The 20335-nt window shown below is 33.8% G+C and carries 24 protein-coding genes, 2 tRNA genes and 1 other RNA gene; 22 read left to right on the top strand and 5 right to left on the bottom strand.

Features of this window, described 5'->3' with window-relative positions; genetic code table 11:
• Window positions 1-82: 82 nt before the first annotated feature.
• Complete coding sequence (locus AAGD53_RS01815; RefSeq protein ID WP_341762000.1) at window positions 83-565, bottom strand: ClpXP protease specificity-enhancing factor SspB; 483 nt, start codon at window positions 563-565, stop codon at window positions 83-85.
• Window positions 566-811: 246 nt separating this feature from the next.
• Window positions 812-1169: a transfer-messenger RNA gene (gene ssrA / locus AAGD53_RS01810) on the bottom strand.
• Window positions 1170-1389: 220 nt separating this feature from the next.
• Here ssrA and AAGD53_RS01805 point away from each other — a divergent pair.
• The 6 genes from AAGD53_RS01805 (at window position 1390) to AAGD53_RS01780 (ending at window position 4273) form a co-directional block, all read left to right on the top strand.
• The gene (locus AAGD53_RS01805) at window positions 1390-2127 is read left to right on the top strand and encodes an ABC transporter substrate-binding protein (protein ID WP_341763052.1); all 738 of its coding nucleotides are present in this window, start codon (window positions 1390-1392) and stop codon (window positions 2125-2127) included.
• Complete coding sequence (locus AAGD53_RS01800) at window positions 2112-2594, top strand: flavin reductase family protein (RefSeq protein WP_341763051.1); 483 nt, start codon at window positions 2112-2114, stop codon at window positions 2592-2594. Before AAGD53_RS01805 ends, AAGD53_RS01800 begins: the two co-directional genes overlap by 16 nt.
• Window positions 2591-3343, top strand: coding sequence for a 4-hydroxy-tetrahydrodipicolinate reductase (dapB, locus tag AAGD53_RS01795; protein WP_341763050.1), 753 nt, complete (start codon window positions 2591-2593; stop codon window positions 3341-3343). Before AAGD53_RS01800 ends, dapB begins: the two co-directional genes overlap by 4 nt.
• Before the next feature lie 103 nt (window positions 3344-3446).
• Window positions 3447-3740 carry a 50S ribosomal protein L28 gene (gene rpmB, locus AAGD53_RS01790; protein WP_341761471.1) on the top strand — a complete coding sequence of 98 codons (294 nt, stop codon included), beginning with the start codon at window positions 3447-3449 and terminating at the stop codon, window positions 3738-3740.
• Entirely contained in the window at window positions 3737-3964 is a 228-nt protein-coding gene (rpmE, locus tag AAGD53_RS01785; RefSeq protein WP_341748295.1) for a 50S ribosomal protein L31, read from the top strand. Before rpmB ends, rpmE begins: the two co-directional genes overlap by 4 nt.
• A 232-nt stretch (window positions 3965-4196) precedes the next feature.
• A tRNA-Met gene (locus AAGD53_RS01780) sits at window positions 4197-4273 on the top strand.
• Window positions 4274-4505: 232 nt separating this feature from the next.
• On the opposite strand, the gene ruvX is transcribed toward AAGD53_RS01780, so the two are convergent.
• Window positions 4506-4991, bottom strand: coding sequence for a Holliday junction resolvase RuvX (gene ruvX / locus AAGD53_RS01775; protein ID WP_341763049.1), 486 nt, complete (start codon window positions 4989-4991; stop codon window positions 4506-4508).
• A 39-nt stretch (window positions 4992-5030) separates the two neighbouring features.
• Between ruvX and AAGD53_RS01770 the strand changes: the two genes are divergently transcribed.
• From AAGD53_RS01770 to AAGD53_RS01750, 5 genes are all read left to right on the top strand, one after another.
• Window positions 5031-6605: a phosphoethanolamine transferase gene (locus AAGD53_RS01770; RefSeq protein WP_341763048.1), complete on the top strand. Its 1575-nt coding sequence runs from the start codon at window positions 5031-5033 to the stop codon at window positions 6603-6605.
• Window positions 6598-7761 (top strand): lipid-A-disaccharide synthase, encoded by a 1164-nt coding sequence (gene lpxB, locus AAGD53_RS01765; RefSeq protein ID WP_341763047.1) that lies wholly within the window; start codon window positions 6598-6600, stop codon window positions 7759-7761. The genes AAGD53_RS01770 and lpxB overlap by 8 nt, the downstream gene beginning before the upstream one ends.
• Before the next feature lie 220 nt (window positions 7762-7981).
• Window positions 7982-8305: a helix-turn-helix domain-containing protein gene (locus AAGD53_RS01760; protein WP_341756103.1), complete on the top strand. Its 324-nt coding sequence runs from the start codon at window positions 7982-7984 to the stop codon at window positions 8303-8305.
• A 54-nt stretch (window positions 8306-8359) separates the two neighbouring features.
• Window positions 8360-9022, top strand: a complete 663-nt coding sequence (locus tag AAGD53_RS01755) for an IS630 family transposase (RefSeq protein ID WP_341763046.1) — start codon at window positions 8360-8362, stop codon at window positions 9020-9022.
• 78 nt (window positions 9023-9100) lie between these two features.
• Entirely contained in the window at window positions 9101-9643 is a 543-nt protein-coding gene (locus AAGD53_RS01750; RefSeq protein WP_341763045.1) for a hypothetical protein, read from the top strand.
• Between the two features lie 150 nt (window positions 9644-9793).
• On the opposite strand, the gene AAGD53_RS01745 is transcribed toward AAGD53_RS01750, so the two are convergent.
• Together AAGD53_RS01745 and AAGD53_RS01740 are read right to left on the bottom strand one after the other, a co-directional pair.
• Window positions 9794-9868, bottom strand: a tRNA-Ala gene (locus tag AAGD53_RS01745).
• Between the two features lie 80 nt (window positions 9869-9948).
• On the bottom strand, window positions 9949-10152 hold the full coding sequence (locus AAGD53_RS01740; RefSeq protein ID WP_341748342.1) for a hypothetical protein: 204 nt from the start codon (window positions 10150-10152) through the stop codon (window positions 9949-9951).
• Window positions 10153-10305: 153 nt separating this feature from the next.
• Between AAGD53_RS01740 and AAGD53_RS01735 the strand changes: the two genes are divergently transcribed.
• The 11 genes from AAGD53_RS01735 to yajC all read left to right on the top strand — a co-directional run bounded on the left by AAGD53_RS01735 (window position 10306) and on the right by yajC (window position 20334).
• On the top strand, window positions 10306-10794 hold the full coding sequence (locus tag AAGD53_RS01735; protein ID WP_341763044.1) for a DNA-3-methyladenine glycosylase: 489 nt from the start codon (window positions 10306-10308) through the stop codon (window positions 10792-10794).
• A gap of 171 nt (window positions 10795-10965) precedes the next feature.
• On the top strand, window positions 10966-11574 hold the full coding sequence (locus AAGD53_RS01725; protein ID WP_341763043.1) for a ribonuclease HI: 609 nt from the start codon (window positions 10966-10968) through the stop codon (window positions 11572-11574).
• Complete coding sequence (locus AAGD53_RS01720; protein ID WP_341763042.1) at window positions 11562-11903, top strand: complex I NDUFA12 subunit family protein; 342 nt, start codon at window positions 11562-11564, stop codon at window positions 11901-11903. Before AAGD53_RS01725 ends, AAGD53_RS01720 begins: the two co-directional genes overlap by 13 nt.
• Entirely contained in the window at window positions 11903-12358 is a 456-nt protein-coding gene (gene mlaD, locus AAGD53_RS01715; RefSeq protein WP_341763041.1) for an outer membrane lipid asymmetry maintenance protein MlaD, read from the top strand. The genes AAGD53_RS01720 and mlaD overlap by 1 nt, the downstream gene beginning before the upstream one ends.
• 496 nt (window positions 12359-12854) lie before the next feature.
• Complete coding sequence (locus AAGD53_RS01710) at window positions 12855-13574, top strand: virB8 family protein (protein WP_341763040.1); 720 nt, start codon at window positions 12855-12857, stop codon at window positions 13572-13574.
• A complete protein-coding gene (locus AAGD53_RS01705) occupies window positions 13561-14013 on the top strand; it encodes a TrbG/VirB9 family P-type conjugative transfer protein (protein ID WP_341751373.1) in 453 nt (150 codons plus the stop codon). The genes AAGD53_RS01710 and AAGD53_RS01705 overlap by 14 nt, the downstream gene beginning before the upstream one ends.
• Before the next feature lie 69 nt (window positions 14014-14082).
• Entirely contained in the window at window positions 14083-15558 is a 1476-nt protein-coding gene (locus tag AAGD53_RS01700; protein WP_341763039.1) for a TrbI/VirB10 family protein, read from the top strand.
• Window positions 15555-16547, top strand: a complete 993-nt coding sequence (gene virB11, locus AAGD53_RS01695) for a P-type DNA transfer ATPase VirB11 (RefSeq protein WP_341748334.1) — start codon at window positions 15555-15557, stop codon at window positions 16545-16547. Before AAGD53_RS01700 ends, virB11 begins: the two co-directional genes overlap by 4 nt.
• A gap of 2 nt (window positions 16548-16549) precedes the next feature.
• Complete coding sequence (locus AAGD53_RS01690) at window positions 16550-18319, top strand: type IV secretory system conjugative DNA transfer family protein (protein WP_341763383.1); 1770 nt, start codon at window positions 16550-16552, stop codon at window positions 18317-18319.
• 30 nt (window positions 18320-18349) lie between these two features.
• Window positions 18350-19792 (top strand): Ppx/GppA family phosphatase, encoded by a 1443-nt coding sequence (locus tag AAGD53_RS01685; RefSeq protein ID WP_341761489.1) that lies wholly within the window; start codon window positions 18350-18352, stop codon window positions 19790-19792.
• Between the two features lie 137 nt (window positions 19793-19929).
• Window positions 19930-20334 carry a preprotein translocase subunit YajC gene (gene yajC / locus AAGD53_RS01680; RefSeq protein ID WP_341761490.1) on the top strand — a complete coding sequence of 135 codons (405 nt, stop codon included), beginning with the start codon at window positions 19930-19932 and terminating at the stop codon, window positions 20332-20334.
• Window position 20335 lies beyond the last annotated feature (1 nt).

The raw sequence follows: 20335 nt of genomic DNA, 5'->3' as shown, positions 1-20335 counted from the left end.
GCAGAGACGTCTCAAATCTGATTGTTTCTATAATTTCACCGATTTGGGATAAGAATTGACAAATTCTTATCTCAAATTCGCGTTATACGGGTTTACTGGGTTTCCGAAATTTGTCCAAAACTATTATATTATCTGCTGAATTAGATTTACTTTTAGAATCGCTAGACACCTTAATTGTTTCTCTTTTCTTCTCGTTAGGCAATTCATTAGATTTGATTGTTTCTAACTTAAACTTTAGGCTGTAACCATTATTAGGATCAACAAAGCTGATAAGCGAATCAAATGGTACATAGATAGTTTCTTTGATACCATCAAAACTAATTGTTACAGAAAAGCCATTGAGTCCTACAGTTAAATCTTCAAATTGATATTGTATTACTATAGTTATTTCTTTGGGATAACGCTCTTTTATCCTAGAAGATAAAACTACGGCAGGATTATCAGTTTTGTAAGAAATATACAAGAGTTGATTCAGCTGCAACTTATCGGTACGAATTTTTGAAAGAATCTTTTTTACAAATTCCAACATACATTCGTTAAGAAATTGTTGATATGGGGTCTTCATAGTTATAAACTAAACAAAGAAAATAACACAAAACTAGATATAGCTAACCCGAAAATGTTTGATCCATAGTAACAACCTTGATGTCATTCCTAGCTAAAAACGGGAATGACATAGCTTCTAGCTAGGTCACATTATAACTAAAACCTTTTCAGGTTAGCTATAGGCTGAACAAAATTTAAATAGTCTTAGTTCAAGCCTTATTCACATGAGGTTTAGTATATCTCTAGTTATGCAAGATAAAATTCTAGCGGGGCTTTTTCTGTTGCCCGGTTAAGCCCCTAACCGCGTAGGACTAGGCAGCTAGTGCTGTAGTTCCTACGAAACGTTCATTATCATTTGCGTTTCTTTTTTTTAACCCAACGACACAAGGTCCGGCGGAATTATACCGAGTAAAGATAATTTTTTTATTAAGCACGTCGATCCTATTTCGCCCCCATGAAAGCTTATGGATAAAACCTGTAGTATCCTTTTATCACAACTTAATTTGGTGGAAGCGTCGGGTACCGCCCCCGAGTCCGCAACCTCTATTCTAAATCACGTTTATTACTATAGCTACAAAATCAGCAATTCTATGCTACAAAAATTATAATAGGATGTAAAGGGCAAATTTTAAAAAAGTCTATTGTATATACTTATAAGAAGTGCGATAATCAATTAACATGAGTTCGATTCTAATTCCCTCGATGTCATTCCCGCGTAGGCATTATACCCAGTATAGAAGGATAATTATTACATCGAACTCACACGAATTTGGGATAAGAATTAGTCAATTCTTATCCCAAATTCGGGTAACTCAGATTAATTAAAACAGTTATTTGATTTTTATGAAACTAATAAAGCTATTCTTCCTTGTTATATGTTGTTCCTTTTTGATGACTGGTTGTGATAATCAATCTAAGGAACAAAATTTAATAGTTGCAACTTCTGCAGATAACCCCCCTTACGAATTTATCCAAAATGGTCAAATAGTAGGATTTGATATTGATATTATTAATGCTATAGGAGAACAAATAGGGAAAAAAGTTATAATTAAAAATTTTGATTTTAATGGTTTACTTGCATCCTTGACTACTGAGAATGTTGATATAGTGATAGCTGGGTTATCAGTAACCGAAGAGCGTAAAAAACATATTAGCTTCTCAGTTCCTTATGTATCAACGAATGTGTCAATATTGTATAGATCAGCAGATAATTTAAAGAATACTGAAGATTTGGATAATAAAGCTGTGGGTGTACAACTTGGTACAACATGGGCGGTAATAGTTCAGGATTTAGCTAAGCAGTTTAATATTAGAATAAATTATTTATCAAATAATTTAATGCTAGTCGAAGAGTTAAAGTCAAAAGTTATAGATGCGGTGGTACTAGAGGCATCCCAATCTAAGAAATTTATTGAGAATAATCCTGATCTTGCTAGCTTCAGTTTAACAGAGTTTTCATCTGAACTAGCTATCGCTATGCCAAAAAATTCTAAACTTATTGAGAGTGTTAATAAAGCTATTGTTGAATTGACAGAAGATGGAACAATTAGCCGTATTACTAAAAGATGGCTTCAACAGTGAATTCCGAACGATTTAAACAAGCTCTTAGTACTTTGCCTACAGGGGTTACTATTATCACTACTTTATACAATAATAAGCTATTTGGTTTTACTGCAGATTCCTTTACCTCAGTTTCTTTGTTACCACCTTTGGTATCGTTTTGTCTTGCTAAACAAGCTTTTAGCATGAGTGCTTTTACTAGTAGCGAGTATTTTGCTGTTAGTATTCTAGCTGAGGATCAAGAAGATATTTCTAGGCATTTTTCTAAGTTTAACACTGATAAATTTGCGGGTATTTCGTATAATTTAGGGTGTACTACTAATTGTCCTTTGATTGAGGGAGCAGTTTGCCATATTGAATGCAACAAGTTTAGTCAATATGAAGCAGGAGATCATGTTATACTGATTGGTAAGGTGATAAATACTATAGTGAACAGTAACTTAAACCCACTAGTACATTGTTTAAGACAATATAGAGGATTAAAATGACTGTTTGTATAGGTGTTTGTGGTGCAACTGGTAAAATGGGGCAGATGATAATTCAAAGAATGAATGGATTTAATGCTTGTACACTTTCTACAACATTTACTAGAAAAAATAGCATAGATGATCTTGCTGAGTTTTGTCAGAATTCTGATGTAATTATCGACTTTTCTAGCAGTGAAATATTAGAAAAATTACTTGATTATGCTATTAGCTACAACAATAAATTAGTGATTGGCACTACTGGCCTAACTCAATATCAGCTTGATCACTTAAACGCAGCTTCCAAAAGCTTGGCTATATTATATTCAGCTAATATGAGTTTAGGTGCGAACTTACTTACAGTACTGGCAGAAAAGGCAGCAAAAATTCTAGATAATACTTACGATATAGAGATTCTAGATTGTCACCATCGTATGAAGAAAGACGCCCCTTCTGGTACAGCTATAATGTTGGGTAAGGCTGTAGCTAAGGCTAGAAATTTAGATTTTGATGAATATGCAGTATTTGATCGTAGTCAAAAAGGTCAAAGACAGCCTGATAAAATTGGTATTAGTTCTATTAGGGGAGGACAGGTACATGGGGAACATGAAGTGTTATTTTTAGGTAATAACCAAGTTCTTAGTATAAAACATCAAGCATTAAGTAAAGAATCTTTTGCTGATGGGGCAATTCAGGCTGCCATTTGGTTATTTGATAAACCAGCCGGTCTTTATTCAATGCGTGATATGTTCTCACTACTTCAAAAGTGTTGACGATTTTTACATTAAAGTTTACATAATATTAATATACATATTGACATAAGACCTTATTATATAGTATAATCCTGTGTTATAAATTATGGGAAGGGAGATCACGATGTCTCGTAGATGTGAGCTTAGTGGAGTAGGTGTTTTATATGGTAATAAAGTATCACACTCACAAAGAAAAACTAGAAGACGATTTGAACCTAACCTAAGGGTGGTAAGGTTTGCAAGTGATCTGACGAAGCAAGAATATAAGCTCTCGGTAAATGCCAAATGTATGCGTTCTGTTGAGAAAGTAGGTGGTTTTGATGCATATATGCTTAAAATATCATGTGATGTACTCTCAGATAAAGCACAGATAATTAAAAGAAAGATAGTTGAGAAAAAAGTTGGTGCTTCATTATGAAAACTGGAATACACCCAAAATATAAAAAATTCAAAATTATTATTAGTAAGGATGTTTTTGAAACAAATTCCGGTGGTCATGCAGAAGAGATTTTGATGGATGTGGATTATAGGAAACATCCAGCATGGACTAAAGAATCTGGAAATGTTGTTAACCAATCTAATAAAAATATCAGTGACTTTAATAAAAAGTTTGCTGGGCTTAGTTTTGGTAAAAAGGTATAGCTAGGCTTTTTACTCAAGGTAGATGTCAACCTGAACGGGGTGGAGGATTTGTTAAAACTAAGTAGTTTAGGTTCTGAAATAAATTTAGGGTGACGTCATAGTAGGTGTGTGCGTATTTAGGAAAAATGTAGAAGAGTATACCGCAAGCAGTACGCAAATATACGTAAGGAACGGAAGCAAATTTTGACAATAAAATTACCAAAAAGAATCAATTCACAGGTACTTCCATTATCGTGGGGTGGAGCAGTTTGGTAGCTCGTCAGGCTCATAACCTGAAGGTCGTTGGTTCAAATCCAACCCCCGCAACCAATTATGGTACGAGTTTTAGTCTATCTGAGTTTGTTCTTGTAGTGTCCCATATATACTCGATGAAAATCAAGAATTGTGTCGTCATTATCCAAGATTCTAGCGGTACTCACGTACTAATATGTACGCCTAACACCTCGATTTGGTAATTCCTGCTACTATCATGATTTAGATTCTATCGTCTATCAACTCTTCATTTACGAGCAGTATATGACGCCTATGTATTTTTATTACACTAGGATACACCTAGGTTGCTGTGGAGTTTCTTAATAGAATCTAAAGTAGTTTCTAAAATCATACTTGCTGCAATTGAATTATCTTTTTGGTTACGTTCTCGTCTTTTGATTCCTAGCGATTTTAATAAACTATTGGCAGCAAGGGAAGTAAGTCTTTCATCTTGTAGATATATAGGAAGATTTATGGCTAAACTAAGCTTTTTGCTAAATTTTAATACAATCGCAGTTTGATCACTAGCCTGACCATTCATACTAATCGGCAGCCCTACGACAACACCACAGCTAGAATAGGTTGTGATCAAGTCTAATATTGATTTGATCTTATTTTCTTCTGTTATCTCATATATAGTTTTTATAGGCATAGCGATGGTATGTTCTTGATTTGAGACAGCGATGCCTGTTTTTCGTGTCCCATAATCAACAGATATAATTGGTTTATTAACTTGTAAAAGTTGAAAAAACTCTTGCAGTGTTGATGTTATCATGATACCTAAGTTACAATCATACAAAAGTACGTTATTTATATGTTAAAACTAATCCAAAAACATTTAGATAGTAACCTAATCAAACTATCTTTGGTGTTCTCTTTTATTTATTTTCTACTTTTTAATTCAGCAGTTATTGTTTACAAGTTCAGCTACTACAAAGTCGCTTTTTTTAAAGCAATATTGGAGTTGAGTAAGGACTCTATTTATATTTGCTTTACTTGCTTTATCATTTTTTTTGGTTTAACTATCCATCGACTTGTTTTTATAATAGGAGCAATATTTTTATTTATAACGGGAGCAATTGCCAGCTATTATCTATATCTTTTCAAAATTTCTCCTACAAAAGAGATGATGGGTAGCTTTTTCTCTACTGACTTCAATGAAGTATATGAGATAGCTAGTATTAGGCTAATTGTTTGGCTAATTTTTAGCCTAGCTACTTGTATTTATACGATGAAGCATTTCTCTATTTTAGATAGTAAACTATTTGTTACAAAATTACTATCGGCAATTTGTCTTTTAATTACCATTAATAATATTATTATGCCGCAGTTTAATTTGCTAAAGGGTTATTTTCCTATCCAATATTTACATAATACATATTTATCTTTAAATAGCAAAAAAAGTGCAATGCGTGATGATATAAGTAAGAAGTTTTCTTTCATTGATCAATCGGATCAAAATATTACAGTAGTACTTGTAATAGGAGAATCAGCACGATTTGATCATTTTGGTATTAATGGTTATCACAGGAACACTACTCCATATTTAAGTTCTGTTGAAAATCTTTTTTCATTTAAAGCACAGTCTGCTTCCAATCACACACATCTTTCTGTCCCATCTCTTCTATCTCGCCATCCTGCGAGTAGCTTAGACAAAAGTACAGAAGAAACGAGTTTTTTATCAATTTTTACCATGCTTGGTTTTAACACTAATTGGATTGGCACTCAGAGTATAGTAGGATACTTAAGAAGTAAAAACCCCGTTACAATTTATGATGAAGTTAGATTTGCTATAATACCCAGTGGTTCTATTTTATTAAAGAGGCTTGATCACGATGGAGAAATGTTACCTCATATTGAAAATAATATTGTAAATTCTACTACTAAAAATGTTTTAGTTATCCACACAGCTGGTAGTCATTGGAAATATTCTGCTAGATATCCTCAAGAATTTCAAAAATTTACTCCTAAGTGTAATTCCATTACTAAGGTAGATCAGAGCAGTTGTGATATTGAAGGGTTGATTAATGATTACGATAATACCATTTTATATACAGATTTTTTTTTGTATAATGTAATAGGTCTATTAAAAAATAGTAACGCTATCCTAATGTATGTTTCTGATCATGCAGAATCTTTGGGAGAACATGGTTATTACGGTCACGGTGGACCTATGATCCCAGAACAGACCACAGTGCCTTTTCTAGTTTGGGTATCGAATGAATTTAAAGAAAAACATCCTGATTTGGTAAGTTCTATAGCCAATCATTTAGGCACTGAAATTAGTCATGACTATGTATTTCATTCGATCCTTAATTGTGTTGGCATTCATTCTGCTGTGATTGACAAAAATTTAAGCCTATGTAGTAAGCAACGGTCAAATGGCTAAAATTTATCTAATTGCTGGTGAAATTTCAGGAGATTTTATAGGGAGTCATTTGATACAAAGCCTAAAAGATCTCTATAAGCTGGAGGAGATACAATTAGAGTTCGTTGGTGTAGGGGGAAGCAAGATGGAAGAAGCGGGGTTAGAGCATAGCCTTTTCCCGATTAGTCAAATAAACCTTATGGGTTTCGTCGAAATTATACCACATATTTTTAAGATCACTAAGCTAATCAAGCATACTATTGCTGATATAATTCAGCATGCCCCAGATTTGTTAATTACCATAGACTCGCCAGGCTTTACTTATAGAGTGGCAAAGAAGATTCGAGCAGTCCGGCCCAATTTAAAGATTATTCATATTGTTGCACCCTCCGTTTGGGCATACAAACCTTCCCGGGCTATGAAATACGCTAAAATTTACGATTATTTGTTGGCTTTACTGCCATTCGAACCACCATACTTTCAGAAGGTAGGTCTAGATTGCCGGTATATTGGTCATCCAATATTAGAGCAGTATTTTTATGATAATAAAGATAAAGAGCTATTAAAGCGAGAATTACAAATACCTGTTTATTCAGAAGTGTTATGTGTCACTTGTGGTAGCCGCAAAGGTGAAATAACAAGACATGCTCCGGTATTCACGGCGGCAATCAATCTACTAGCAAAAAAATTCCCTAATCTTGAAGTGATATTTGTCACGGCTGAGCCTAGTCATAAATCTTTAATTGAACCATTTTTATCAGATGCAGCATTTAACTACCATTTCTCGAGTGATAGACTTAAGATTTTTGCTGTAGCTACCCTTGCTCTAGCAAAATCTGGCACTAATACCTTAGAAATTGCCGCTTGTAATACTCCAATGATTGTTGCTTATAAATTAAATATCTTAAGCTTTCTATTAATAAAGTTACTAATAAAAATACCTTATATTTCTTTGATTAATATTATTGCTAATAAAGAGATATTACCAGAATTTATCCAGTTTAACTGTACTAAATCAAATATAGCAGATAAGCTTACATCACTATTAGTTGACAGGAAAAAAGCAGCGCAGCAAGTGAAAGAAAGCAGGAAGATTTTAATAGAATTAGGTTTTAAAAGCCCTAGCTCTCCTTCAAGCGTAGCAGCATATATTATAAAGTCAGAATGTTTAAACTGATATATACTCAGATAGAAAATCAAGAATTGCGTCGTCATTATCCAAGATCTGCGGTACTCACGTACTATAGTACGCCTAGCACCTCGACTTGGTAATTCCCGCTACTATCATGATTTTGATTCTATCGTCTATCAACTCTTCATTTACGAGTAGTATATATATACTGCTCGTAAATGAAGGGTTGCAAAGATAGGAGAGATATTGTAGAGTTTAGGAGATTATGAGTAAGAATGTATTGACAGAAGAACAAAGAGAAAAGTTGAAGGAACGTCATAAGACAGAACGAGACGGACGCATACGTGATCGTATTAAGGCAGTTTTGATGTATGACGATGGGTATAGTAATGTAGAGATTGCTAAGGTACTACTCTTGAGCCACGAATCGATAAGAAAACATATTGTTGATTATCAAAAAGCCAATAAGCTTGATACCAACAATGGAGGTAGCACAAGCAAATTAAGTGATGGTGAGAGGGAAGAATTAGCGAGTCACCTAGAAGCAAATAATTATGTTTATGCTAAAGATATCATGCATCACATTTAGAACAAATATGGGGTAACATATACGATAACGGGAGTAACAAAATTACTATACAAATTGGGTTTTGTTTACAAGAAGCCGAAAATAGTACCGGCTAAGCTGGATTTTAACAAGCAAGAATTATTTAAGTTAAACTACAGTTTACTAAAAGGGAATCTCAGAGATAAGGAAGCCATATATTTTATGGATGGTGTTCATCCTCAGTATCAAGCAAGGGCAAGGTGCGGTTGGATAAGAAAGAAGCAAGATAAGACCTTACCAACATTCAGTGGCTGGAGAAGAAAGCACATGATTGGTGCTATTAATCTAGCTGATTTACAGTTAGTAAGGACAGAGAACCCCAAAATAAATGGGGAGCAGATAGTTAATTTTCTACAGAGATTGGAAGAGGAGAATAGTGACAAGGAAAGAATATATTTAATCTGTGACAATGCTAGTTACCACAAATCCAAGAAAGTTAAAGGATACCTAGTAAATAGTAAAATAGAGCTAGTATTTTTGCCACCATATAGTCCAAATCTTAACCCAATTGAGAGATTATGGAAGTTTATGCACAGTATTACAACTAATAATAAATTTTATCATAATTTTGAACAATTTTCGGAAGCAATAAACAAATTTTTCAGCAACATCGCCGATTATAAAGATAGGTTACGTACCTTAATAAACGATAATTTCCAAACTATTACCGTTAACCATTTCTGCAACTCTTCAGGTTAATTGAGTATATAAGGGAAGATGAGGTTTTAAAGCAAATAGAAGAGGTTTTTAAAAGAATAGGTTAAGAGAGACCCGGAAATGCTAAAAGAGCCCCTTGCATACCTAAGAAACACTAATGAGCTAAAAAAAACTGAGCATGACCAAGCAACCTCTATGTTAAAGAAAGAACATACCGAAAATGAGAATAGATTAAATTCATTAATAGATTTGCGACTCAATGGAGAACTTAGCACAGAAGAATTTCAAAGAAAAAAACAACAATTAAAAGATCGCCAATATGAAATTGCTCGTTTACTGAAAACTTATGATGAAGCAGACGATAAATTTACTGATACCGCTACAACGCTAATAACTCTAGCATCTGAAGCCTATGAAACTTTTAAAGGTTCTGAAAGCCCTCAAAAACGCAAAATGATAAATTTCGTATTTCAGAACCTTAAACTGAGGGGCAAAAAACTTGAGACCTCTCTACGTTTTCCGTTCGATATCTTTGAAAAAACGACGACTTGTACCACAGTGACGGGGCGTAGTGGACAATTTCAGAACCACGATAGACATAAAATTATTAGTTATTCAAGCCATTACACTCTATTATTAGGGTTCATTAACTTGGTATTGTAAATCCATATTTTTCCCGTCGGGTAATAGAGAAAATTTGTAACAGGGTTAAAAATAGATTTTTTTGTAGGTCAAATTTCAGGAAATTTGTCTGAGAAGTTACATATGAAATTTTTAGCAAAAGTTAGAAAACCTTGGAAGTGGCATAAGTATTGGTGGAGACGAAGGGAATCGAACCCCCGACCCTCTGCGTGCAAGGCAGATGCTCTACCCCTGAGCTACATCCCCAAACCATATTAATGATAGGTAGCTTATATACCTTTTTACATGTAAGGTCAACAAACTTGTTTGAAAACTTAATATTTAGGCTAAATTTTTGTTCTGTCCCAAGGTAATGCCTTGCCATCAGATCCAAGTACCAAATCTCCTGATACATCATATTCTGCTGCCAAAAAAGAAGATTTACCGGATATAAGTTTTACAGGTCTAATTTTTTGTCCATTATGAAAATACTCCTTTGCCTGTTCTCTAGAGGTTGGGTTATTTTTAGACGCTGTTTTAGCTTTTGACATATATGTAATAATCTCAAATATTTTTCTATAATATACAAACCTAAGTACAAAATATCTTACCTTTAATATTTGTCAAGAAAAAGCTGTGAAATGATGTAATAGTGAATTATAGTGCATCAATACAATTATATCATATTTTATTAAACCACTAAGATGTTTAAAATACTTCCAAAAACATTTTATGAAAGAGATACGCTTATTGTCTCACAAGAGTTACTTGGAAAGGTTTTGTGCTTTGGTAATATAGAAGCACGAATTATTGAAACAGAAGCTTATGTTGGAGAAGATGATCCTGCTTGTCATGCAGCAAAGGGTATAACGCCCCGTACAAAGATTATGTATGGTTCTGCAGGTTATGCATATGTATATTTGATTTATGGTATGTATTATTGTTTAAATATAGTAACAGAAAAACAGGGATTTCCAGCTGCTGTATTAATTAGGGGGGTGTATCAATATAGTCCTTTACAAGTTTTACTTGATGGACCTGGTAAATTATGTCGTACTCTTGGAATTAATAAAACCCAAAATGGTCAAGATGTAACTAGTAATAAGTCTTTTTGTATTATTGATGTAGGTAGTACTCCTAGAATTGGTATTAGCAAAGGTACAGACAGACTTTGGCGTTATTTAGAGGTATAGTCAATTGATGAGAATTTGGTGACGTCGTCTTCGATCGCTCGCCTATTATCTATAGGCATCGCTCCATCGCTCCTAGCACCCAATCCTCCTGAATTAACTACATAATTTGGTATGTGCCATCGAAGACGTAGGGATGGACAATGTTTTACATCGAACTTAGGTTAAATTATAATGAATCTGCAAGAGCCAAATATTTCAAAGAGTCAAGCTACTTTGCCTAAGGTTACCATATACACTGATGGAGCTTGTTCAGGTAATCCTGGACCAGGTGGCTGGGGGGCATTATTACAGTTTCATGGAGATAGTGTAGAGCTAGACCCAAATGCTTTAAAAAATTGGTATAACAAAAAAAAGTTAAACGAGTTAGATATATGTGAGAACTCTACGAAGTTTCGTGATAGCTTTTCTTTAAAGCAGAAGAGTATATTTGGTCATGAACTATATACCACTAATAATCGCATGGAAATGACAGCAGTAATTGAAGCATTAAAAGTTCTTAAAAAATCATGCTATGTAGAACTTTACACAGATAGTAAGTATTTACAGCTTGGAATAACACAGTGGATTAACACATGGATAAAAAATAACTGGCATAAAAACAACAATGATCCAGTCAAGAATGTTGATTTATGGAAAAAATTGTACGAAGAGTTAAGTAAACACTATATTATTTGGAATTGGGTTAAAGGTCACAATAATAATGAAGGTAATGAAATGGCTGATAGGCTAGCTGTGCAAGGAAAAGAAACTGCTATAAAAATACTTAAATGTCATTCATAGATAATTTTTTTATATCTATTTTCTCTAAGGAAATTGGAAAAGATCAATTTGGTAACAAATATTATCAAAGTAAAAAGCAGAATTATTTAGGTCAAGCTAGAAGACAAGTGGTTTATAAAGGTAAAGTGGAAGCATCGAAAGTTCCTCCTATGTGGCATGCTTGGTTGCATTATATGACTAATGAAGTGCCAACTAACAATAATAAATTTGACTGGCAACAAAATTATCTCCCTAATATCACTGGCACTAGCTTATCTCATAACCTAATAAAAAATAGTACAACTGAAGCTAAATATAGTAGCTGGAAACCTTTAGATAAATCAAAATAATGAAACAGAATGTTATAGAAACTTTAGTTGGCTTTATAGTAATACTAGTTGCTTTAGCCTTTTTTGTTTTTGCTTATAAAATTGGTAACTCATCAAAAGTTGAATCTGGGTATATAGTTAAGGCAAACTTTCAGAATGCGGAAGGGATAGTTCAAGGCAGTAGCGTGATGTTAGCTGGTATAAAAATCGGATCAGTAACTAACATAACTCTAGATAAAACTAGCTTTTTTGCTTTATTAACCCTTAGCATCAATAATGATATAAAGTTACCTAAAGACACTAGTATAGCAATAGTCACAAGTGGAATACTTGGTAGTAGATACATATCCGTAACTCCCGGTTCATCTGAAGAAAATTTGGCTGGAGGTGATCAGATAAAATACACCCAGTCAGCAGTTAATATTGAATCCTTAATAGGTAAATTAATTTATTCCTTTGGTAGTGGCCGTAAGTAACACTCCATTCAATAATGTGATTTTAATAATTAAAATCACATTATTGAATGATGAAAAAAGTTAAAATGCACTTGCAGAACCGCTTCAAGAGTGCATTTTTCCTTATATACTGTTCGTAAATGAAGAGTTGGTAGACGATAGTATAACTTCAAGAAGAGCTAGGAGTGTCAAAGTCGAGCGGCGTAGCGTACATTAGTACGTGAGCAGCTTCGATCTTTGGTCGCGGGAACGCCAATTCTTGAAGTTCACCGAGTATAACAAAGCCAGTTCGATATAAGAATTATTAATTCTTATATCGAATTAAGGTTAAGTAATATTTTTGAATTATGACAAATAACCTATTAGTGTAGCTCGAAATTAGTGTATACTGCAAAAATATTGAGAATTGATGAATTATATTGTCAATGTTTTTGTTATGAAATAAGTTATGATTATAATGTTTGAATTAATTTATTCACTAACTTGTCTTAGGTTTTACAAGTAGTGGGGATGTACAATGTTTAAGTTAGCTAATATATTAAATATACTAAAATCACCTTCTGATGCGGTAGAGGATCAAAGTGTTCAGTCTAACAACTTTGTTAAAGCTACTAGGAATTGGTATGAGGAAAGATCTGATAGGTTAATTGTACAACGTAATATCTTGTTGGTATTATCTATATTACTAATAATACTTATAATGGCATCCATAGCAGCAGTAACTATAGTGGTAAATTCAAGAGAGTTTAGCCCTTTTGTTATCCAAATTGATGATAGTACGGGGATGGCAACGATTGTAAATCCAATATCTTCGGAGATACTAAACGGTGACGAGGCACTTTCAAGGTATTTTATTAAAAAATACCTCATAGCTAGAGAAACATATAATCCTGTTGATTTTGATACTGAAGCAAGGAAAAGCGTTAGATTATTATCTTCAAGTCCAGTATATTATAACTATCTAGGATATATACAAAATAAAGATGTAAATCCAGTTTTAATATATGGTCAAAACAACACAACTTTTTTGGTAATTAAATCTTGGTCAGGAGTAGAAAAAAATAAATATATGGTTAGGTTCTCTATTAATGAAACAACAGGCAATAAAACGGTTTTCAATAAAATAGCTGTGGTAAGTTACGCATATATTCCAATGGAATTAACAGATGCAGATCGAGATATTAACCCAGTAGGTTTTCAAGTTAATGATTATAGGGTAGATGATGATAATAGCTAGACTTCTTTTCGTAGCGGCAATATTATTACATTCGGTTATTGCCAACGCTTGTGCAGGTAATATGCATATAGATAATGATGTAGATGATCTAGCCATAACTACTGATAACAGAATTAAAACTTATATACATAATCCTAATGAAGTTTATTTATTAGTTCTGCATTTTGGTTTTCAGTCAAGTATAGAATTTGCCAAAAATGAGGAGATACAAAATATTGTTCTAGGAGAATCCTATGCTTGGAAAATGACCCCGTTGGCAAATAGATTATTCATTAAGCCATTGGAAAAAAACATTAGAACAAATATGACTATCATAACTAATAAAAGGACTTACCAATTCGATGTTGTATCCAAAGAATTGGAAGAAGGTCGTGAAAAAGACTTGGTATATGTAGTTAGGTTTTATTATCCTAAAAAAAGGTTTAGTACTTCACAATAATACCTCAATTCGGGATAAGAATTAATTAATTCTTATCCCAAATTCGCGTAATAATGATATTAATTTACTATGGCAAAGCAAAATAATACCTCTTCTCAAATCAGTACACAGAGTGCAGAGGAACAAGACATACCAGAAGTTCAAAATGAGCTATCAAAAGTTGCCACTAATCCTAAGCAAAGCATTCTGATTCTACTTGTTATTTCTGCTGTCTTTATATTTATTTTTTTTAAACTTTTTATTGCTGATAATAAACCAGCTGAGGTGGTAGCTCCATCAGCACCTACTGATATTACTAAACCGACACAAGATAATTCTAAAAATCTACCAGAGATTCCAAAATTACCAGAAGCACCTAAACTCGAAACACCTGTGGAGCCTCCACCACCTCCACCACCACCTCCTCCTCCCCCTAAAGTTGCTGATGTGCCAAAGCTTCCTTTACCTACTACTTCAGTAGATAATAATGCTGACAAAAGTGCTGATAAAGCTTCTCTTCCTTCCGTTGTATCATCACCCCTTCCTGGAGGAATAGCTGAAAGTGACGAGGAAAAGAAACGCCGTGAAGCAAAGAGAAAATCTTCTATAGTATTAATTGCAGGAGTTCCAGAGAAAAAAACACCAAGTCAAATTGCCGAAGAAGCAAATTTTCAAGATCGTGGAGATATGGCATTTGTTCTTGGTCGTGGTAAGATAATTGAAGCGGTACTAGAGACTGCTATTAATACTGACTTAGGTGGGGAAGTAAGGGCAATAATTAGCAGAGATGTATTTTCTGAAAGGGAAAAGATTATTTTAATTCCTAAAGGATCAAAGATTTTTGGTGCTTATACAACTGGTATTGATGGAGCGTATGGTCGAATTGCAATAATATGGAATCGTATTGATCTATCAAACGGTTATACCATTACCTTAGATGCTATAGCTGTTGATAATCTTGGAAGGAAAGGTGAGCAAGGAAGAGTAGATAATAAATATAAAGAACGATTAACCAATGCTGTATTATTATCGGCATTTAATATTGGACTTGCCAATGCCCTTGACAAAGTGGTAGCTCCCCCAGTTAATTCACAAGCTGCTGCCGCTAATGCTGCTGTTGCTGCTAATATACAAAGTTTAGCACAAAGTATTAATAATGGTCCTGGTACTGAGGATGTTAAAATTTCACAGATATGTTCTAGTGTCATGAACGCCATTCCCGACAAGACCTCAGCAGCCTATATTTCCATGATGCAGGCTTGTAATACTGCACAAAATCCAACTGGATCACAGCCTGGTCAAAGGATTGTTGCATTAATGACTGCAGTAACTAATGCAGCAGCTAGTTTGCTAACTAGCACTGCAACTGCTAGCACTCCAACCCAGGCACAAACAGCTTCAAAAAAAGCTTTTACTGATATCAGTGATACTATGAAAGGTATGATTCAGCAACATGAATTTAGACCAACTATTACCATAGATCAAGGTACGGTAATTAAAATTTATGTCAATAAAGATTATAAATTTCCTCAATCTGTACTGAGAAAATCAAGATTGATAAAATGAGTGATAATTTTGCTGCATTAGAGACTTTTCTATTACCATTTAAAGAACTGTTCGCAGAAGATGGTGTCAATGAGATCATGGTAAATAAACCAGGAGAAGTATGGGTTGAGAAGAAAGGAGATTTGTTTTGTAAATCAGTACCTGAACTTGATTTTGAACATCTTATATCGCTTGGTAGGCTTGTAGCTCAGTCAACTGATCAGACAATTTCTGAGGAGAAACCTTTACTCTCTGCATCCCTACCAAATGGCTATCGTATCCAAATAGTATTTCCTCCTGCTTGTGAACCAGGTCATGTCGGATATGCTATCAGGAAAGGTAGTACAATGAACCTTACACTAGATCAATATGCCAAGCTGGGAGCTTTTGATTCAACATCTACTGGAGAATTAATTGACGAGAATGCAAAAATCTTAAATAATTATTTAAAAGAAAATAAAATAAAAGAATTTATTCGACATGCTGTAATTTCTAAAAAAAATATTATTATTAGTGGTGGTACATCAACTGGTAAAACAACCTTTACTAACGCTGCTTTAGCAGAAATTCCAAATAGCGAGCGATTAATTACTGTTGAAGATGCTAGGGAGGTAATCTTAGCAAATCACCCTAATAAATTACATCTCCTTGCTTCAAAAGGGGGGCAAGGTCGTGCAAAAGTTACTACTCAGGATTTAATTGAAGCATGTTTACGTCTAAGACCTGACAGAATTATTGTAGGTGAACTTAGAGGAGCTGAGGCATTTAGTTTCTTACGAGCAATTAATACAGGCCATCCTGGCTCTATATCTACTTTACATGCTGATGCACCAGCAATGGCTATAGAACAACTTAAGCTAATGGTTATGCAAGCTAGTTTAGGCATGCCACCAGAAGAAGTGAAAAAATATATATTAGCGGTCGTCGATATTGTGATACAATTAAAACGTGGTAGTGGTGGGAAGAGATATGTCTCAGAAATATACTATAGTAAGAATAGGCAAGACTAATGATGGGATTGGAGAAAATAGTAAACATTACCCGTAACCTCTTAGGTCATTTTATAATACACCCTTTGGTAGTATTTTGTACGATATGGATTAGTGGAGTGCTAGTTGCATTTACTACTAACGAGATTAGAGCTATAAATGTTGACTTAACAGCCATAGATATAGCTTATAAGTGGACTTATTGGCTAATTAGTGTATGGTCGCAATTAACTTTTCAAGCATATAACTACTTAAAAGTTAAGTTAATATTATCCCTTACTATACCGACAATTACAGTTATCATATTTTACTGGAAAAATTTTAAAAGAATAAAGAATTTACAATTTTTTATTCAACCGGAAAAAGTTTATGGAGATGCTAGTTGGGCTACTGAAGCTGATGTAGATAGAGCCGGTCTACGTTCAAAGCATGGTATGTTGCTTGGCACCAATAGCGGAGGATATTTTGTTGCTGATGGATTTCAGCACGCTTTGCTTTTTGCCCCAACCGGTTCAGGTAAGGGTGTAGGATTTGTAATTCCTAATTTATTATTTTGGGAACACTCTATTATAGTACATGACATTAAGCTAGAAAATCATGGTCTTACAAGTGGCTGGCGACAGAAACAAGGACAACGAGTATTTGTTTGGGAACCTTCCAATCCTGATGGGATAACTCATTGTTACAATCCTATAGACTGGGTAAGTACCAAACCAGGTCAAATGGTGGATGACGTACAAAAAATCTCAAATCTGATTATGCCTGAAAAAGATTTTTGGAATAATGAAGCACGTAGTTTATTTCTTGGTGTGGTACTATACTTAATTGCTGATCCGACAAAAACTAAATCCTTTGGCGAAGTGGTCAGGACAATGCGTAGTGATGACGTGGTGTACAACTTGGCAGTAGTTCTAGATACTTTAGGCAAGGTAATACATCCTGTGGCCTATATGAATATTGCTGCATTTCTACAAAAAGCAGATAAAGAGCGTTCAGGTGTTATCTCTACAATGAACTCTTCTTTAGAATTATGGGCAAACCCGCTAATCGACTCAGCTACTGCATCATCTGACTTTAATATACTTGAGTTTAAGAAGATTAAAACCTCAGTTTATGTTGGTTTAACTCCGGATAATATACAGCGTTTACAAAAATTGATGCAGGTTTTTTACCAACAAGCTACGGAATTTTTAAGCCGCAAAATGCCTGATTTAAAAGAAGAACCTTATGGGGTTATGTTCCTGCTTGATGAATTCCCTACTTTAGGCAAAATGGATACATTTAAGGCTGGTATCGCATTTTTCAGGGGATATAGAGTTCGCCTATTCTTGATTATACAAGATACTCAACAGCTCAAAGGAACTTATGAGGATGCTGGAATGAACTCGTTCTTGTCAAATTCTACATATCGTATTACTTTTGCAGCTAATAACTATGAAACAGCTAACTTAATATCTCAGCTAGTTGGTAATAAAACAGTTGAACAACGATCTTATAGTAAACCACTATTTTTTGATCTTAATATTTCAACAAGAACGCAGAATGTATCACAAGTTTCCAGGGCTCTGCTTTTGCCTCAAGAAGTAATTCAATTACCAAAAGATGAACAAATCGTTTTAATTGAATCTTTTCCACCTATTAAATCTTTAAAAATTAAGTATTATGAGGATAAGTTCTTTACAAATAGGTTATTACCGCCTACATTTGTTCCAACTCAAAAACCTTATGATCCTAATAAAAATAATGTAGATGAGGAACAAGACGATACAGATTCTACTACTAAAGAAGATTAATTTTTTAAGTAAGAAATAAGATAAAACTCTATGCGTTCAGCCATTATTGATATTGGCTATAATGCCATAAGAGCTGTAGTTTATGAATGTGATAGACTTGGAGCTCCAGAAATTTTCAATGATAAATTTAAAAGTGATATTATCAATTTACTTAATCTAGATGACCTAGAAGTAAAGCATCAAGTATATCTGTCACTACAATATTTTGTACATATTTTTGATAGGTTATCAGTAACAGATGTTAAATGCGTTGCTACTGCTGTACTTAGAGGGCATCCAAGAGCTGAAGAATTTAGAGAAATAGTTAAAAGAAAATTCAATATTAATATTGAAATTATTTCTGGTAATCGCGAGGCCTATCTTACAGCTGCCGGATTAATTTCTGGTATCAATGATGCTTGTGGCATAGCAGCAGACCTAGGTGGAGGTAGCCTTGAACTTGCCCAAATCAAAGACAAAAAAGTGGGAATCTTAAAGTCTCTACCTTTAGGCACTAGCTTAATCACTAATAATCATTTTGACGATATTAATATAATTAGCCAAATGATCAACAAAGAGTTTGGAGAGGTATACTCAAATCATTCGGGTATACAACAATGTCAACAAGGGTATCATTGTCCAAACTTATACTTAATAGGAGGAGCTTTAAGGCTAATTGGACGTTCTTATATGGAGTTTGTTCATTATCCTCTTAAGAACTTACATAACCTTGAAATAAATCGTAGAGAATTTGAACTATATCTCGAAAAATTGGCTCATGCTCATAGTATGAGAACACAATATAAATCAAGAATTCATTCTAACGCAATTTTGGTGGCAAAATCTATGCTGAATGTCTTTTTACCTGAAAAGGTAATAATTTCAAATTATGGTTTAAAAGAAGGTGTTAGATTTGCTTGTCTCCCTAAAGAAGAACAGGAGAAAGATATTATTTATGAAAGAATCAAGACATTAGTAAATTTTGATGAAACTACTTATAATATCAAAAATTATACAGAAGTCATTAAGCCTATCTTAATTCAACCAGATACAACAACAATTAGTATAATTACTTTGGTCATAATGCTTGCACAATATAATAAAAATATCGATAAAACTCTTCGCTCTAATTTTATTGTTGAATTTATTTTAGCTTCAGATATTCCTTTTAGTCATCGTCAAAGGTTGATGCTGAGTATTGCTCTTGCACTTACCTATACAACAAGAAGTGATACATATATTAATAGATTAGCAAAAAGAATGATTAATTCATACGATTATTGTAACAGTCATATAATAGGTAATTTTATAAAAATTGCTAGGGAAATTGACGGACCAAGATTTCAGTCACCATCTTTTTCTCTTGAGTTAAAAGATAATAGATATATTGAAATTTCTACACTAAATATTTTACCAAAAGCGGTGTTTGAAAAAGTGTGCGAACGTCTGAAAGCTATAGGTTTCGCCCGAAAAATATTTATTGAAATAAAATGATAACAGTCTTATATTGCAAGTGTACAAGCTTTTTTAGAGTACGCGAGTCCCTCATTGTCAAAAAACAATTCTTCAAAGCAGAAGAGTATACAATAAATTAATACAACTACTTTTACATAATACGTCAGGAGATATATATGTTTATAGAAAATGCCTACGCAGATAACAACGATACAATATCAATAACAGAAACTGAAGAAGTAGCTCCAGTAGCTGAACCATCATCTACTCAATCAATATTAACAAGCCTTGTACCGATGGTATTAATCTTCGTTGTATTCTATTTTTTTCTAATTAGACCACAAGATAAACGTCGTCGTGAGAAAGAGGCTGTAGTTGGTAGCGTTAAGAAAGGAGAAGAGGTGGTAACTAATAGTGGAATCTTCGGAGTGGTAAGTAAGATTAACGATGCTGACAACACGGTAGATCTTGAAATAGCTGAAAATATACGAATCAAAATTCTGAAATCTTCAATACTTGATATTACAAGTCGTCACAAAACAGAAGTTACTGCCAAAAGTAAAAAAGATAAAGGGAAATAAG

This window comes from Candidatus Tisiphia endosymbiont of Melanophora roralis (assembly GCF_964026575.1).
Lineage (GTDB): Bacteria > Pseudomonadota > Alphaproteobacteria > Rickettsiales > Rickettsiaceae > Tisiphia.
The sequence above is the reverse complement of the archived record's forward strand: the minus strand, read 5'-3'. Positions and strand labels throughout refer to the sequence as shown.